Raw genomic sequence first — 15,189 nt, 5'->3', positions numbered from 1 at the left:
ATATTTGAAGGCTTTAAGCATTATACTCACTTATGCTGCTATGGTATTTAAAGATTCATAGCTTAAGGCGGGGTACGATTCATCCCCGGCCCGAAGACCGGAGTTTTCTCTACCCCTGCACCCCGCCTCTATAAATGGGGCCCAGAAGCTGAATATCTTTTTGGATGCCTTCAGCGAACCCTTAATAAACCCTAGCAGCCACCATCCAAGCTCAATGGACGAGGACGAGATCGTATCCGCGGAGGAGGACGCATTCTACTATTACACCGCCCCCAGCGACCCGGGCCTGGAGGTCATGGACCCCGCTGCGAACGGATCCGACCTATCGGGGGACCTCCCCCCCCAGCTATCTTCGCAACTGCCCTCCCAGCTCACGGGAGACGGTGCCTCGTCGACGATCATCTCGGCGGTCGATCATCTCAACTCGACCCTGGGGATCGACCTCGTCTCCATCATCACCACCATCGCGACGGTGGTGGTCATCCTGATCCTGACCCGTCTCGTCGCCAAGATGGTGGACAGAGCCCTCACCGTCCAGATCCCCAAGGTGACCGCCGGCGGCAAGGCCGGCATCGACGCCGAGACGGAGATGACCTTCAGGACGATAATCCGGAGGCTTCTCGTCGCCGCCATCTACATCGCCGGCTTTATAATGGTAATATATCAGATACCGCCCCTGAGCAGGCTTGCGGTAACCCTCCTGGCCGGTGCGGGGGTCGCAGGTCTTGCCATCGGCTTTGCGGCCAAAGACTCCCTCGCAAACGTCATCTCCGGAATCTTCCTCGCGGTCTTCCAACCCTTCAGGGTAGGCGACTACGTCAACTTCAACGACGACTACTGCCAGGTGGAGGATCTGACCCTGAGGCACACCACCATCAAAACCTGGGACGGCCGGAGGATCTTCGTCCCCAACAGCATCATGGGAAACCAGCCGATAGTCAACTGGTCCATAACAGACCCTGTGATCACATGGCCCATAAACGTCGGGATCGCCTACTCCGCAGATATAGACAAGGCGAGAGATATCATGCTGGACGTTGCAAAGCGCCACCCTCTCGTCCTCAAGAACCACGAGATAACTGTGAGGGTGACGGATCTGGGGGACTTCGCCGTCAACCTGCGGCTGAGCGTCGACGTCCCCAAGAGAGACGTCGCCTTCACCACCGGCTGCGAGATCAGGGAGGCGATCAAAAAGAGGTTCGACAAAGAGGGGATCGAGATACCCTACCCCTACAGAAACCTCATAATACAGAACCCCGAAGATCTGCATGATGAAAGGCGCGATCGTGCCGGATGATGGCCGGTGGGAGCGGCCCCCACCCCACCACCAAGCCCATATTTGCTTTTCCTGCCGTCCTTGCCCACTATATTGGCGAAAATTTCTTAAGTTTGTCGGTCCTCATTATAATCGTCGCAGTCGCCGGGCTTGAAGCGAATGCCGAAGGCATGAGGGCGACGATCCCGTTGGACGTATCGAGGAGGTTTGAGAGTGAAGACAAAAGAGATGGAGAAGATGGATAAGGTCGTCGAGGAGATCGGGACCGGACCGCTATGCATGGACGAGGCCCTCCTCCAGGAGGTCAAAAAGACCCTTCTGGAGAAGGGGTACGCTGCTGCAGACGTATTGGTGACCCAACGGACCGGCTCCGACGAGCAGAACGAGATCGCCAGGGCGCTGGCCATATCTCAGAAGTACAAACTCAGCCAGGAGGCGGGAGCGAAGGTCGTCGAGAACCTGAACATCATCAGGTCGGGGAAGTGGTGACCTCACAGAAAAGGTCAGAATGGTCCCGCAGACCGACGGCTTTTCCACCCTGCCCCCCTCTTTTTTTCTGGATCATCCATTTATGAGAGCCTGTCTTTCGGCCATGAATCTCGATCGCCGCTTTCGTAGTGGACCATGATCCTTCTCGCCATCCCGTCGAAGGGCTCTGAGTTCTTCGACTGGACGGAGAGGATAAAGGGTCTGCCGCTGTCGCCGCTCTCGCAGATGGCGGGATCGATCTCGATCTTTCCGAGGAACGGGACTTGTAGCTCCTCGGCCGCCCTCTCCCCCCCGCCGACCTTGAAGAGGTCGATGGCTCCGCCGCACCTGGGGCAGGAGAAGCCGCTCATGTTCTCGACGATCCCCAGTACCGGAACCCCCAGGGACCTGGACATATCGATCGCCCTCCTGGCATCGAGGAGGGCCAGATCCTGAGGGGTGGTGACGACGACCGTCCCGTCGGGGCGGAGGAGCTGAGCGATGCTGAGGGGCTCATCGCCGGTCCCGGGAGGCAGGTCGATGAGCATGTAGTCGAGGTCACCCCAGGCCACCTTCTCTATGAACTGCTTGAGCATCTGGGTCTTCAGCGGCCCCCTCCAGACTACGGGGCTCTCCTTTCCGATGATGAAGGCCATGGAGATAACCCTCAACTCCCCGTCTGCCCCCACGGGGATCTCCACGGGACGGATCGTCCGGTCATCCTCGCCCGTCAGGACCTCGTCTTCTATCTTAAGCATCTTGGGGACGTTCGGCCCCGTGATGTCGGCGTCCAGGATCCCCACCTTCTTGCCGCGGAGGGCGAGGCCGAGGCCCAAATTGACGGCGACCGTCGTCTTTCCGACGCCGCCTTTGCCGCTCATCACCATTATGCTGTGCTTGATCCGGTTTTCTTCAGGTTCTGTCATCATATCCGCTCCATACGACTCGGTTTTGAGATCTTCTCGGCCCATATACCATCTGAAGTTAGATCAGCCTTTTCCTTTGGCCACTCTTTCGCAGGAAGGTCCGTCTCGGGGGATGAAGGGTTATACTTCATGAGAATCGATCAGATCTCATGAACCCCAGGATGGTCTACCTCCCCTTCGGGATCCTGGCGATCCTCCTTCTCGCCGCCGTCGTCTGGGCGATCGTCGCCCTCCTCTTCTTCGGAGCCCTCGGCACCGCCTTCACCAAGATGGGCTTCTCCTGGTCCGACGCCCTCCTCCTCCTGGCCGCCTCCCTCATCGGAGCCGGGATGAACCTCCCCCTCTTCACCGTCGAGTCAAAGGTTCCTGTGGTGAAGGATAGCCTCGTCAAGTCCTTCGGGATCGTCTATCGGGTGCCTGTGGTGAAGACGGTCAAGAACGAGACGACGGTGGCGGTGAACGTCGGAGGCGCCCTGATCCCGATCTTCGTATCGGCTTACCTCCTCATAACATACCCATCGTTCGCCAGCACGGCCCTCGCGGGGACGTTCATCGTCGCCCTGGTGGCGTTCAGCGTGGCGAGGCCGATAAGGGGACTGGGGATCGCCACCCCTCTCTTCATACCGCCCCTGGCCGCGGCCCTATCCGCCGTCCTCCTCACCACCGCCTTTTGCCCCATCCCCGAATGCCGGTTCGTAACAGCCTACGTCGGGGGGGTCCTGGGGACTCTCATCGGAGCCGACATCCTCAACCTCCGCCGGATCTGTGACCTCGGCGCCCCGGTGGCGAGCATCGGGGGCGCAGGGACCTTCGACGGCATATTCTTGACGGGAGCGATAGCAGTCCTCATCGTCTGAGAAGGAAAGGTCTTTATCGACGGGTGGCATCTCCTCTCCCATGAGCTTCAGAGGTTTCCTCCACGGCCTCCAGGAGGCCGGCCTTCTGGAGGAGGTGGACCGTCCCGTCTCGCCGGTGCTGGAGGCTGCGGCCCTCTCCGTCGGGGCCGGCCCCATCCTCTACAACAACGTCGACGGCAAGAAGTGCTGCATCAACGTCCTCGGGACCCGGGAGCTTCTGGCCAGGGCTTTATCGACCTCGAAAGAGGATATGACGAGATACCTCGCAAAGATCGATATGGGAGGCGGCTGGATCCGGGAGGTGGACTCCTCCTCCTTCATGGAGGTCGTCGGAGAGCCAGACCTCACGAGCCTGCCCATCCTCACCCACTTCAAAGGGGACGGGGGCCCTTACATCACCTCAGGGATCGTAGTCTCCTCCTTCGGCGAGAAGACGAACGCCTCCGTCCACAGGATGATGGTCCTGGGGAAGGACAAGCTCGTAGCACGGGTCGTTTCTGGAAGGCATACCTACAACCTCCTCCAGGAGGCGGTCGCCGAGGGCGGAAGGCTCCCGGTGGGGATCGTCATCGGTATCGACCCCGTCGTCCTCATCGCCGCCAGCACTCGGGTCCCTCCAGGGATGGAGTTTCAGTACGCCAGCGCCCTATCCAAAGACCCCGTGGAGCTAGTCGCCCTCGATAACGGCGTCTGCGTCCCCCACGCCGAGATCGTCCTGGAGGGGTACATCGACGGCGAGAGGGCAAAGGAGGGGCCCTTCGTCGACATCACAGCAACCCGAGATTTTCCGAGGATGGAGCCGGTGATCCACCTGACGAAGATGATGACGAGGGAGGTTCCCATCTATCACGCCCTCCTCCCATCGGGGGGCGAACACAAGATGCTGATGGGCGTCCCCTACGAGCCGCTGATATTCAGGGCGGCGTCCTCGGTCGCCGATGTCAGAAACGTCCTCCTGACAGAGGGGGGGTGCTCCTACCTCCACGCCGTCGTCCAGATCAAAAAGAGGGGCGAGGCCGACCCGATAAACGTGATCGACGCCGCCTTCGAGGCTCATAAGAGCTTGAAGCACGTCATCGTCGTCGACGAAGACATCGACGTCTACAACCTCCAGGACCTGGAGTACGCCGTCTCCACCAGGGTGAAGGGGGACGAGGACATCGTCATCCGCCCCAACGTCCGGGGGAGCACCCTCGATCCGCGGTCCGTTGACGGGATCACCACGAAGGTGGGGATCGACGCCACCATGACCCTGGGAGAGGAGGAGAAGTTCCTCAGGATCAGGACAGAGACGCCGCCCCGGAGGTCATGAATCCCGACGGGCCTCCCGGAGGCAGGATCGGGCAGAAAGCCCCACCCCGGTCATTATGGCGATGACCCGCATCTTCCCTTCGAACCCCTCCTTCACCCTCGCCCCCCATATGACGTTCGCCCCCGGACCCATCTCACCGGTTAGGGCGGAGGCTACCGACGCCACCTTCTTGAGAGAGAGGTCGCTTCCTCCCGTTATGTGGAGGAGGCACCCCGTGGCTCCTCTCATATCCACGTCCGCCATCGGCGACCTCAACGCCGATTGGACGATCTCCTCCGCCGCCGCAGCCGAATCGGACTCCCCCACCAGCGCCGCCGATAGGCCCCCGGAGGAGATGATCGTCTTTAAGTCGGCGTAGTCGAGGTTTATGAGAGAGGTCTTCGTCACCGTCTCGGCGATACCCTTGACGATCTCTGCCGCCACCTGATCCATCACCGAGATGGCCTGATCCGTCGAGAGGCCCGGCGCCATCTCAAAGACCCTCTCGATATCCAGGAGGATGAGGATGTTGGCGGCCTTCGTCAGACCGTCGATATCCAAGGGGGAGAAAGGCGACCTGCTGCCACCACCTCCACCCGATCTGGGAGAGAGGGTGAAGATCGCCACAGCCATCTTTCCCAGGTCTTTTGCCATCCGGCATACGGCGCGGGCGGTATGCGTCCCGGTCCGGGTACCGCCCCCGAGGTCCGCGACGACGAAGACGAGGTCTGCGTCTCTGAGAGCCACCTCGATCGTAGGGCGTGGTCCACGGGCCGCCGTCGGTATGGTATCGGAGCCAACTCCGGCACCACCACCGCCAACGACGGATTCCCCGACGAGGATCTTCTTTCCGGCCCCGATCCCGTCGATCCGGCTCCTGTCGACCTTCGCCGTCAAGATGTCGGCGCCGGTGACCCCAAGGTTTGCGAGCCTCGCCGCCATACGGCACCCTGCATCTTCGCACCCCACCACCAGGATCCTGGGGTTGGAGAACTCCTCGCCATCGTACGAGTAGCATATCTCCTCGGACCGGAAAGCTCCTCCCGGCTCAAACGCCATCCCTTCCACCCCCGTCCAGAACGGGGGGCTGATCCACCCTGGAAAACTTCTCGGCCTTCAAAGCCCGGTCCCCCTTTATGAAGATCTCCGCCAGGGGTAGAGGATGGGGGGATGGTAGATAAGAATTTCCAAGAAGGATATCTTTATCACCGATCGGACCAATCGCCCCTTTCATGGCGCTTGATGAAGTTACGATCACAAAGGCGATAGTCGAGTCCTACATGGAGTCCTTTTTGAAGTACACCGACGTGGACGTGGCCCTGGTGGGGGCGGGCCCCGCAAACCTGGTGGCAGCAAAGAAGCTCGCCGAGGCGGACGCCAAGACGGTGGTCTTCGAGAGGAACCTCGCCGTAGGCGGGGGGATCTGGGGTGGCGGGATGATGTTTCCCCGGATCGTCGTCCAGAAGGAGGGGTGCAGGATCCTTGACGAGTTCGGGGTCTGGTACCGGGAGTACGAGGAGGGCTACTACATAGCAAGCTCCATCGAGACGGTGGCGAAGCTTACGGCGGGGGTCGTCGACGCCGGTGCCGAGATCATCAACCTCGTCACCGTCGAGGACGTCATGATCCGGGAGGACGAGAGGATCGCAGGCCTCGTCATCAACTGGGAGGCAGTGGAGAGGACGAGGCTTCACGTCGACCCCCTATCGATCAGGGCGAAGGTCGTCATCGACGGGACAGGCCACGACGCCAACGTCTGCAACGTCGTCCAGAGGAAGATCCCGGGGGCGAAGGTTGGATCTCTCGGGGTCGTCGGCGAGAAGCCGATGTGGGCCGACGTCGGAGAGAAGACCGTCGTCGAGGTGACCCAGGAGGTCTATCCAGGGCTTATAGCCGCGGGGATGGCGGCGACGGCCGTCGCCGGAGGCCCTCGGATGGGACCCATCTTCGGCGGGATGCTCCTATCGGGGGAGAAGGCGGCGATGATCGCCCTGGAGAAGCTGGGGCTGTAAAGTCGAGAGATGTCAGATCAGTATATCAGGGGCGGGGCCGACCTCGCCCGGTTCATCCTCGCCCGGTACTCGGGGAAGGTGGTGGAGGTGGGGATGGGCGCCGCCCCCGAGGTCGCCCTCCTCCTCATCCCTCAACTGGAGGTCGTCGCCACCGATAAAACGGCCCGGACCGTCGGAGGCCTCGCCGTCGTTGCAGACGACATATTCTCTCCGCGCCTGGACTTTTACCGGGGCGCCTCCCTCCTCTACTCCATAAGGCCGCCCCTGGAGATGCAGCTCGCCGCAGGGAGGGTGGCCCGAGGGATCGGGGCCGAGGTGATCGTAAGGCCCCTGGCCGAAGAGGTGGCTGCGATCCCGGGATTTCGCCGGACCCTCGTAAACTTTCGCGAGGCGAGGTTCTACCTATTCTCCCCCTCCCCCCGGGCCTCTTCTCCTCCTCTATAACGCCCTCTACCCGCCCCAACTTCCTCCCCCTTCTCCTCCCGACGACCTCAGGTACCCCACCTCTATGACAGGGCCCGGGACCTCAGTCGGTGCGGTCGCTCCTCTCAGGAAGCTCCATCCACTTGAAGATCTCCGCCACCACCACCACCGCCGAGGCCGCGATGACGATGGCAGCCCAGCTCTCGGCATCGAGGGGGGTGGTCTCGAAGAGCCTCTGCATGAAGGGGTGGTATATCGCCAGGAGAAGGGCTCCGAGGGACGCGGCAAGCCCCAATATCAGCTTTCCGTTCGTCCTCGGGTCCATCTTGAAGAAGGAGGTCTGGAGGGATCGGCTGTTGTAGGCGTTGTAGATCTCGAAGATCACCAGGGATGCGAATGCCGTCGTCCTCGCCTCCTCGAGGGGGGCGCCGCCCCGGAGGGCGTTGGCATAAAGCCCGAGGGTCCCGATGAAGATGACCGTTGATATCCCCAGGGTGTAGAGGAAGAGCCCCCTGGTCAGGATCGGCTCCCTCGGGTCTCTGGGCTTATTTTTCATCAGGTCTGAATGGGCCGGCTCGACGCCGAGGCCTATGGCCGGAAACTCGTCGGTGACGATGTTGATCCAGAGGATCTGGAGGGCGATGAGGGGGACGGGCAGGCCCAGCATGACGCCGATGAATATCGTCATCACCTCGGCGAAGTTGCAGGATAGCAGGTAGGATGAGGCTTTCCTGATGTTGGAGTAGATCCTCCTGCCCTCTTCCACCGCCGCCACGATGGTGGCGAAGTTGTCGTCGGCGATGACCATATCCGAGGCCTCCTTGGAGACCTCCGTACCGGTCTTTCCCATGGAGATCCCGATGTCTGCTGTACGAAGGGCGGGTCCGTCGTTGACCCCGTCGCCGGTCATGGCGACGATGTGCCCCTTTTTGCGGAGGGCTTCGACGATCCTCACCTTCTGCTCCGCCGTCGTCCTGGAGAAGATCGAGACCTCCTCGATAACCTCGGCGAGCTCTTCTGGGGTCATCTCGTCCAGCTGCGTCCCCTCCAGGACCCGGCCGCCCTCATTCAAGATGCCCAGCTCCCGGCCGATGGCGGAGGCGGTGAGCTTGTGGTCGCCGGTGATCATCACCGGCCTGATCCCGGCCGCCTCGCAGACCTTGATCGCCTCCTTCGCCTCCTCCCGGGGCGGGTCCATCATCCCGACGAGGCCGAGGAAGGTCAGATCCAACTCGACGGCCTCCCGGTCGAGGGGCTCGCCAGGAGCCATCTCCTTTCCCGCCAGGGCGAGGATCCGCAGGCCGCGGCCCGCCATCTCGTCGGCGGCCTTCGAGGCGATCAGGCGGTCCTCGGAGGTGATCGGATCCTCGGAGCCGTCCCGCATGATCCGGGCGCAGAAGGCGAGGACCGTCTCGGGGGCCCCCTTCATCGAGACGGCGAGCCCGTCGGGGGATCGATGGACGGTGGTCATCCTCCTCATCTCCGAGTCGAAGGGAAACTCCACCACCTCCTCGAGGTACCACCCCTCGACGTAGTCGAGGAGGTCCCCCTTCGAGGCGGCGACGATCAGCGCCCCCTCGGTGGGGTCTCCGATCACCTGCCAGCCGTCGGGCCCCTCCTCGAGCCTGGAGTTGTTGGCGAGGGCTCCGGCGACGAGGAGGGCGCAGAGGTGTTTATCCTCCTTGGGATTCAGTTCTTCGCCCTCCTGGAGGAAGGAGCCGGCGGGGTCGTAGCCGGTCCCGGTCACCTCCACCCCCCGGGTCGTCCAGATCTTCCGGACCATCATCTCCCCCCGGGTGAGGGTCCCGGTCTTGTCGGTGCAGATCACCGTCGTCGAGCCGAGGGTTTCGACGGCGGGGAGGCGGCGGATGATGGCGTTCTTCCCCGCCATGATCTGGGTCCCGTAGGCGAGGGTGATCGTCGTGATGAAGGGGAGGGCCGTGGGGATGGCGGCGACGGCCAGAGCGGTAGCGATGATCAGAGTCTCCAGAACCGGAGCGCCCCGGTTCACCTCCACGGCGAAGATGATGGCGCAGGCGGCGAGGACGACGACGGCGAGCTGCTTTGCCAGATGCTGGAACTTGATCTTTATCGGCGGGTCCTCGGGCTTCCTCTGGACGAGCCCCGAGATCCGGCCGAGCTCTGTCCTCGTCCCCGTCGCCGTGACGGCGGCCATGCAGTTGCCGTAGACGACGATCGTCCCCATGTAGACCATGTCCGTCCGGTCGGCGAGGGGGGCCTCTTCGGCCACCGCCTCCACAGACTTATCTTCCGGTACCGACTCGCCGGTGAGGGACGACTCAACGACCTGGAGGGAAGTCTCCTCGATCACCCGACCGTCGGCGGGGACCTTGTCTCCCGCCTCCAGGTATACCACGTCCCCGGGGACGAGGTCCCCGACGGGGATCCGGGTCATCTTCCCGGACCGCAGCACGTTCGCCTCCGGGGCCACCATCTCCCGGAGGGCGTCCATCGCCCGCTCCGCCCTGTACTCCTGGAAGAAGCCGATGATGGAGATGAATAAGATGATCCCGAAGATGGCGTAGGCGTTCGTCGTCTCCCCCGCGATCCACGATACCGCCGCGGCGAAGATGAGGACTATGATCAGGTAGTTCTCGAACTGGCGCAGGAATAACCTGAGCTTCGAGGGCTTGTAGAACTCTTCGAGCTGGTTTGCGCCATGCTCGGAGAGCCTCTGCGCGGCCTCATCGGAGGAGAGGCCCTCTCTGCTGGAGCTGAGCCGTTCCAGGGTCTCGTCGACGGTCAGGGTGTGCCAGGGGTCGGTCATGGGATCTTCTCTCATAGTTAGGTCTGTGATGAATTCTTTTTTGTGCGAAGATATATCTTCCCTTCACCCGGGCGCCAAATCCCGACCGTTCCGCTCCCTTTTGATGTATCTTACTGCTAGTCACATCTCGACGTCGGCTGAGACGATCACGGCTGCAAGGATCGCCCCCCCCCGTCCGGCGCCGCCCGCCCTCCCGGACCGATTGGTGATGAAAATATCCCGCATTCGACAAAGATCACTTCTCGATATTCTTATTCGTCCTTACGTGCTCGAATGATCACCGCTCCCTCCCTCTCTTCCACCTCCGCAGAAAATCCCGCCTCCTCGAAGATCCGCAGCCAATCGCCCCCCGAGTAGTTCGGGCCGTGGTGATGGCCGAGGGGCTCTGCGGCCAGGTATCGACCCCCGCTTGCCAGGACCCGCCGGATCTGCGAGAGCCCCATCGGGATATCCTCGAGGTGGTGGAGCATGAAGAAGGAATAAACCATCTCAAAGGAGCCGTCTTCGAAGGGGAGGGCGTAGACGCTGGCGGTCCTGAAATCGGCGTTTCTTATGCCGAGGGCCTCGGCGTTCATCCGCGCCTGGGCCGTCAGGGATTCGTAGACGTCTATCCCGAAGACCTGCGAATCTGGGTTATTTTCGGCGACGTCGAGGGTGAGCCTGCCAAAACCGCATCCGACGTCGAGGATCTTATCGCCTCCTATCTCCGGCAGGATCTCTGGCCAGATCCGGTTCCTGGTGGAGACGGGCCGAAGCTCGGGAAAGCTCGCCCCCTTCGAGGCGGCGAGATGGATGTGGGTGTAGGGAAGGATCGCATAGACCTTCGACCCTCTCGCCGCCATAAGGCCCCTGACGTATATCGGGCCGTCCCGGTCCCCGTCTTCGTAACCGCTACCGCTACCGCACCTGCTACCGCACCCGCTCCCTTTCCCGCCCCAGCCCCCGATCCTCTCGACGATGGAGACGCCGCAGCGGCTGGAGAAGCGGTGGGACCATTCGTTGTTCTGCTCCGAATCCTTGATATCCAGGGGGGTGTGGACGACGATATAGTGAGAATATTCGGCCCTGAAGTAATCCGAAGGGTACAGGCCCTCGATGAGCAATATTTCGCTGATGCTGTCTTTGAAGAGGGCGAGGTGTTGTAGGGATTCAGGGTCTGCGTGATTTCGGACGGCACCGATCTCTTCGAACATGGCCGTGGAGATGAGCTTTCCCGAATAAATAGCAGCCGATCGGGTCGCCATCGTTCACCGGGCGGCATCCGGGATCTTTGGACCGGATGCCAGAGCCGCGGGGTCAGAGAGTTTCGACGGACTCGACCTCGCCATCGTTCCATCTGAGGATGTGGGCTTGCGCCTCGTCGATGTAGATGAAGGTGTTGGAGTAGCGGTCCAACCCGTCTATCACCTCGTCCTCGCCCACCCAGGACCCGGAATTTATGAAGAGCTTCTCTTTGCCCGACCCGCCGATGTAGGAGCTGGCAAAATGGGTATGGCCGAAGACGACGACGTCCGCGGTCACCGTATCCTTCTGACCCTGACAACTCTTATTCATTTTTTGACCTGATAGTAGCGAAGGGACGGCCCGCAACAGATCCATTGGAGGAAGATCAGCCCCTCTTCCCCTCCAACCTCTCCCGGATCCCCCGCCAGTGGGAACCCCGCCAGTAGATCTTTCCGCACCTCTGGCACCTCCAATGGATCGATCCCTCTTCAGAACCGGCGGCATCGTCGGCCTTCTCTGGCCCCACCGCCTCTTCAAGGGGTCCGTTGCAGAGGGTGCACCTCTCCGGGTGCGGCTCCAAAGAGAATCCTGCAGCCGAAAACTCGGAGAGCTGCGCGTCGAGGTCAGAGGACCTTATCAGGAGGCAGCCGGCCCCCGCCTTCTCGCACCTTTGTGACAGGACCCGGTCCCTGGTGAGGAGGGTCCTCTCCTCCTTCAGGGCGACCTCGATGAGGTCGGAGTCGCCGGCCCCCTCCGGGGAGCGAGAGACGTCCTGGCCCGCCATCCTCAGCCACCGGGCGAGCCGGATCAGCATCTCGTCTGCTATAAATCGGCCGACTTTCGCCATCATCCCCCATCTCGTCCGCAACTATTTATCTCTCCATCGCCCTTTTTCGATCATTATGAAGAAGGCGATGAGCAACGTGGACGTGGCGGCGGTCGTCGAGGAGCTGCAGGAGAAGCTCGTGGGGGCGTTCATCGGAAAGGCCTACCAGCTCGCCCCCGACAGGGTCGTCGTCTCCTTCCAGTCTTCGGGGCGGGGGAAGCTCGACCTCATCCTGGAGGCCGGAAGAAGGATCCACCTAACCGAGAAGCCGAGGGAGGCGCCGAAGATGCCGCCCCAGTTTCCGACGATGCTCCGAAGCCGCCTTTCCGGAGGGCGGGTGACGGCCGTCCGCCAGCACGGCTTCGACCGGGTGGCGGAGATCGAGATCCAGCGGGGCGACGATCGATACCTCCTCATCGCCGAGATCTTCCCCAAGGGGAACATCCTCCTCCTCGACGACTATGGGAGGATCGTCCTGCCGCTGCGACCGCTGGCCTTCAGGGACAGAAAGCTCCTGGCGGGGGAGAAGTACCAGTACCGGGAGGACCAGCTCGACCCCCGGACCGTCTCGAAGAACGACCTCGCCTTCATCCTCGCCTCCTCCGACTCGGAGCTGGTGAGGACCCTCGTCCGGGGTCTGAATATGGGGGGGACCTACGCCGAGGAGGTCTGCCTACGGGCCGGCCTCAACAAGACGGAGCCGGCTCACAGCCTGACCGGGGAGGAGATCGACCGGGTCCACCGGGCCCTCGGAGAGATCTTCGGCCTCGTCCAGACCGACCCCCACCTCGTCCTCGACGAAGGCGGGGTCGTCGACGCCGTCCCCGCCCCCCTCGCCGTCTACGGCGGCCTAGACCGTCGGGAGTTTGGAAGCTTCAGCGAAGCCCTCGACGAGTTCTTCGCCATCGAGGAGGCAAAGGCCGAGGGGGTGAAGCCGAAGACCGCCCTGGAACGAAGACGGGAGATGCAGGAGCGATCGATCCAGGAGTTCCGGGATAAGGAGCGGGAGTTGGCCCGCCTCGGCGAGAAGATCTACGAGAGGTATGGCGAGGTGGAGGCGGTCCTCGCCGCGATATCCAAAGGCTTCGAGAAGGGGTACACCTACTCCGAGATCCTGGCGAAGATAAAGACCTCCGGCCTTCCCATAGCCGAGAAGATCCTCGCCCTCGACTACCAGGGCGAGCTCCTCCTCCGCCTAGACGACCCCGGGGACGGGGGCGGAGAGGCGGCCAATGCCGGAGGGGAAGGAGAGGCGAGAGGTGCCGAGCTGGAGCTGAACTCAAAGCTCACCGTCCCCCAGAACGCCCAGAGGTACTACGACCGGGCGAAGGAGCAGGCTAGGAAGAGGGAGGGGGCGGAGAAGGCCCTGGAGGAGACGATCCGGCTCATCGAGAGGAAGGCAGGACCCGAGAAGGTGAAGACGAGGAAGGTATTCCGGCGGAAGAAGCCGAAGTGGTACGAGAGGTTCCGCTGGTTCACCTCGTCGGACGGATTCCTCGTCATCGGCGGGAGGGATGCCTCCAGCAACGAGGAGATCTACGCCAAGTACCTCGAAAAGCGGGACCTTGCCCTCCACACCGACGCGCCGGGGGCGCCCCTGGTCGTCATCAAGACGCTGGGGGAAGGGGTCCCCGAGGAGACCCTGGAGGAGGCGGCCTCGTTCGCCGTCAGCTACTCCAGCCTCTGGAAGGCGGGGCTCTTTGAAGGTGACTGCTACCTCGTCAATGCCGATCAGGTGACCAAGACCCCAGAGCCCGGCGAGTTTCTGAAGAAGGGGGCCTTCGTCGTCCGGGGCGAGAGGCAGTACTTCCGGGACGTCCCCGTCGGCGTCGCTTTGGGCATAGCCGGCGACCAGCTCATCGGTGGCCCCATCTCGGCGGTGAAGCCGAGGGCCGATCCGATCGTCGAGGTGGAGCCCGGGGAACTCAGCCCCGAGGATCTGGCGAAGAGGATCTATCGGTCCTTCGCCGAAAAAGAGGATGACAGGAGGTGGCTCAAGGCCGTAGCCTCCGTCGACGCCATCGCGAGCTTCCTCCCCCCTGGGGGGTCGAAGGTGAAGGGGTGATCCTCCCGGGGATGGGGGAGACGAGGGGTCGTCGCCACCAATATCAGGGTTTTTAGGGGTTCTGGATTTTTATATACCCTTTATGCCGGCTTTTTTTCAGTTATAAATCATTTTTTCCGGTCTGAATGGATATAAGATCCGTATAAACCGTCTGATAATCGATTAATCCCGAAAAATTCGGTTCAGATACACAAATAAATCTGATAATAGAAAATCAAACAAATATAATCGTATATGCCGGATACTATCGCCGATCAAAAGATTTATCTCGGTATAATTACAGCACATCGAGCTGAGAGACTTTCAATCTCAATTCGAACTGTGATGGGATTGTTCAGAGGCGGTATATCGTCAATTCAATCAAATGACCATATTCGCCAGAGAATAGAGGCAGAAAAAGATATCCGGCCGACATATAGATGTGGGGATACAGATAAAAACTGAATGATCGGACAAAAAGTTTGTCTCCCCGATATGAAGGCAAACAAGCTGAAAAGAAAGCAGCTTTGGAGTCGAAAGGAAGATTACGGCGTTGAAGCGGCATGACCTGATATTGACCCTGGGATCGGTGATGGGGGTCTTCGCCCTCCTCCCCCAGGTTTGGAGCGGCTTTGTGAACAGGACCGGAGCGATCGAGCCCGCCACCGCCATGATGAACGTCGGGATCATGGTGGCGGTGGGGATCACCTACTACGATCTGGGGCTGCGGCGGTCGGCGGCGGCGATCGGAGCCCTCGGCGCCCTCTGGGGCGTCCTCCTCTATCAGAACGCCATCTATTGAAGCGGTGTGGCGGGGATTGGTTCCGCCCACCCCGTCCCCCGCATATCAAATTTTTAAGATAATTGAAATCATCCTTATATTATCGAACGCCCAGCAGCTCTGCTGCAGGTTGCACCGCCGCAATTTGCCTTGATGAAGTCTGCCATAACGAGAGTTGTTCGCGGGGTTCGCAAATGGGAATAAGCGAGCAGGCAAGCTTCGGAACCATAATCGAAGCGGCCATTCCGATGGTCGGTCACATCACCAGAGCCA

General features: G+C 61.4%; 14 protein-coding genes. 8 read left to right on the top strand and 6 right to left on the bottom strand.

Features of this window, described 5'->3' with window-relative positions:
• Positions 1-214 precede the first annotated feature (214 nt).
• Entirely contained in the window at positions 215-1,297 is a 1,083-nt protein-coding gene (locus P0O24_RS06900) for a mechanosensitive ion channel family protein (protein ID WP_316969008.1), read from the top strand.
• 192 nt (positions 1,298-1,489) lie between these two features.
• On the top strand, positions 1,490-1,765 hold the full coding sequence (locus tag P0O24_RS06895) for a hypothetical protein (protein ID WP_316969007.1): 276 nt from the start codon (positions 1,490-1,492) through the stop codon (positions 1,763-1,765).
• Between the two features lie 80 nt (positions 1,766-1,845).
• Here the strand turns inward: P0O24_RS06895 and P0O24_RS06890 are convergent, their stop codons facing one another.
• The gene (locus P0O24_RS06890) at positions 1,846-2,673 is read right to left on the bottom strand and encodes an Mrp/NBP35 family ATP-binding protein (RefSeq protein ID WP_316969006.1); all 828 of its coding nucleotides are present in this window, start codon (positions 2,671-2,673) and stop codon (positions 1,846-1,848) included.
• 146 nt (positions 2,674-2,819) lie between these two features.
• Between P0O24_RS06890 and P0O24_RS06885 the strand changes: the two genes are divergently transcribed.
• Both P0O24_RS06885 and P0O24_RS06880 read left to right on the top strand, forming a co-directional pair.
• Positions 2,820-3,527 (top strand): DUF1614 domain-containing protein, encoded by a 708-nt coding sequence (locus tag P0O24_RS06885; protein ID WP_316969005.1) that lies wholly within the window; start codon positions 2,820-2,822, stop codon positions 3,525-3,527.
• Between the two features lie 40 nt (positions 3,528-3,567).
• Positions 3,568-4,839 carry a UbiD family decarboxylase gene (locus P0O24_RS06880; protein WP_316969004.1) on the top strand — a complete coding sequence of 424 codons (1,272 nt, stop codon included), beginning with the start codon at positions 3,568-3,570 and terminating at the stop codon, positions 4,837-4,839.
• Here P0O24_RS06880 and P0O24_RS06875 read toward each other — a convergent pair.
• Complete coding sequence (locus tag P0O24_RS06875) at positions 4,834-5,877, bottom strand: cell division protein FtsZ (RefSeq protein WP_316969003.1); 1,044 nt, start codon at positions 5,875-5,877, stop codon at positions 4,834-4,836. The two genes, P0O24_RS06880 and P0O24_RS06875, sit on opposite strands and share 6 nt — an antisense overlap.
• A gap of 173 nt (positions 5,878-6,050) precedes the next feature.
• Here P0O24_RS06875 and P0O24_RS06870 point away from each other — a divergent pair, with 173 nt between their 5' ends.
• Both P0O24_RS06870 and P0O24_RS06865 read left to right on the top strand, forming a co-directional pair.
• Positions 6,051-6,830, top strand: coding sequence for a sulfide-dependent adenosine diphosphate thiazole synthase (locus P0O24_RS06870; protein ID WP_316969002.1), 780 nt, complete (start codon positions 6,051-6,053; stop codon positions 6,828-6,830).
• A gap of 9 nt (positions 6,831-6,839) precedes the next feature.
• A complete protein-coding gene (locus P0O24_RS06865) occupies positions 6,840-7,274 on the top strand; it encodes a UPF0146 family protein (RefSeq protein WP_316969001.1) in 435 nt (144 codons plus the stop codon).
• An 82-nt stretch (positions 7,275-7,356) separates the two neighbouring features.
• On the opposite strand, the gene P0O24_RS06860 is transcribed toward P0O24_RS06865, so the two are convergent.
• The 4 genes from P0O24_RS06860 to P0O24_RS06845 form a co-directional block, all read right to left on the bottom strand.
• The gene (locus tag P0O24_RS06860) at positions 7,357-10,056 is read right to left on the bottom strand and encodes a cation-translocating P-type ATPase (protein WP_316969000.1); all 2,700 of its coding nucleotides are present in this window, start codon (positions 10,054-10,056) and stop codon (positions 7,357-7,359) included.
• A 236-nt stretch (positions 10,057-10,292) separates the two neighbouring features.
• Positions 10,293-11,234, bottom strand: coding sequence for a class I SAM-dependent methyltransferase (locus P0O24_RS06855; RefSeq protein ID WP_316968999.1), 942 nt, complete (start codon positions 11,232-11,234; stop codon positions 10,293-10,295).
• A gap of 103 nt (positions 11,235-11,337) precedes the next feature.
• The gene (locus tag P0O24_RS06850) at positions 11,338-11,595 is read right to left on the bottom strand and encodes a hypothetical protein (protein ID WP_316968998.1); all 258 of its coding nucleotides are present in this window, start codon (positions 11,593-11,595) and stop codon (positions 11,338-11,340) included.
• A 55-nt stretch (positions 11,596-11,650) separates the two neighbouring features.
• Positions 11,651-12,115: a Mut7-C RNAse domain-containing protein gene (locus P0O24_RS06845; RefSeq protein ID WP_316968997.1), complete on the bottom strand. Its 465-nt coding sequence runs from the start codon at positions 12,113-12,115 to the stop codon at positions 11,651-11,653.
• Positions 12,116-12,167: 52 nt separating this feature from the next.
• Here P0O24_RS06845 and rqcH point away from each other — a divergent pair, with 52 nt between their 5' ends.
• On the top strand, positions 12,168-14,156 hold the full coding sequence (gene rqcH / locus P0O24_RS06840) for a ribosome rescue protein RqcH (protein ID WP_316968996.1): 1,989 nt from the start codon (positions 12,168-12,170) through the stop codon (positions 14,154-14,156).
• Positions 14,157-14,688: 532 nt separating this feature from the next.
• Entirely contained in the window at positions 14,689-14,937 is a 249-nt protein-coding gene (locus P0O24_RS06835; RefSeq protein ID WP_316968995.1) for a hypothetical protein, read from the top strand.
• The last annotated feature ends 252 nt before the right edge of the window (positions 14,938-15,189 follow it).

Source organism: Candidatus Methanocrinis alkalitolerans (assembly GCF_029167205.1).
Classification (GTDB): Archaea; Halobacteriota; Methanosarcinia; order Methanotrichales; family Methanotrichaceae; genus Methanocrinis; species Methanocrinis alkalitolerans.
Note: the sequence above shows the minus strand (reverse complement) of the source record. Positions and strands in the feature narration are given on the sequence as shown.

Bases quoted from the DNA above. Each gene is read 5' to 3' on its own strand.
- P0O24_RS06900 (WP_316969008.1), top strand. From the start codon at position 215: ATGGACGAGGACGAGATCGTATCCGCGGAGGAGGACGCATTCTACTAT.
- P0O24_RS06890 (WP_316969006.1), bottom strand. From the start codon at position 2,673: ATGATGACAGAACCTGAAGAAAACCGGATCAAGCACAGCATAATGGTG.
- P0O24_RS06885 (WP_316969005.1), top strand. From the start codon at position 2,820: ATGAACCCCAGGATGGTCTACCTCCCCTTCGGGATCCTGGCGATCCTC.
- P0O24_RS06880 (WP_316969004.1), top strand. From the start codon at position 3,568: ATGAGCTTCAGAGGTTTCCTCCACGGCCTCCAGGAGGCCGGCCTTCTG.
- P0O24_RS06875 (WP_316969003.1), bottom strand. From the start codon at position 5,877: ATGGCGTTTGAGCCGGGAGGAGCTTTCCGGTCCGAGGAGATATGCTAC.
- P0O24_RS06870 (WP_316969002.1), top strand. From the start codon at position 6,051: ATGGCGCTTGATGAAGTTACGATCACAAAGGCGATAGTCGAGTCCTAC.
- P0O24_RS06865 (WP_316969001.1), top strand. From the start codon at position 6,840: ATGTCAGATCAGTATATCAGGGGCGGGGCCGACCTCGCCCGGTTCATC.
- P0O24_RS06860 (WP_316969000.1), bottom strand. From the start codon at position 10,056: ATGAGAGAAGATCCCATGACCGACCCCTGGCACACCCTGACCGTCGAC.
- P0O24_RS06855 (WP_316968999.1), bottom strand. From the start codon at position 11,234: ATGTTCGAAGAGATCGGTGCCGTCCGAAATCACGCAGACCCTGAATCC.
- P0O24_RS06850 (WP_316968998.1), bottom strand. From the start codon at position 11,595: ATGAATAAGAGTTGTCAGGGTCAGAAGGATACGGTGACCGCGGACGTC.
- P0O24_RS06845 (WP_316968997.1), bottom strand. From the start codon at position 12,115: ATGATGGCGAAAGTCGGCCGATTTATAGCAGACGAGATGCTGATCCGG.
- rqcH (WP_316968996.1), top strand. From the start codon at position 12,168: ATGAAGAAGGCGATGAGCAACGTGGACGTGGCGGCGGTCGTCGAGGAG.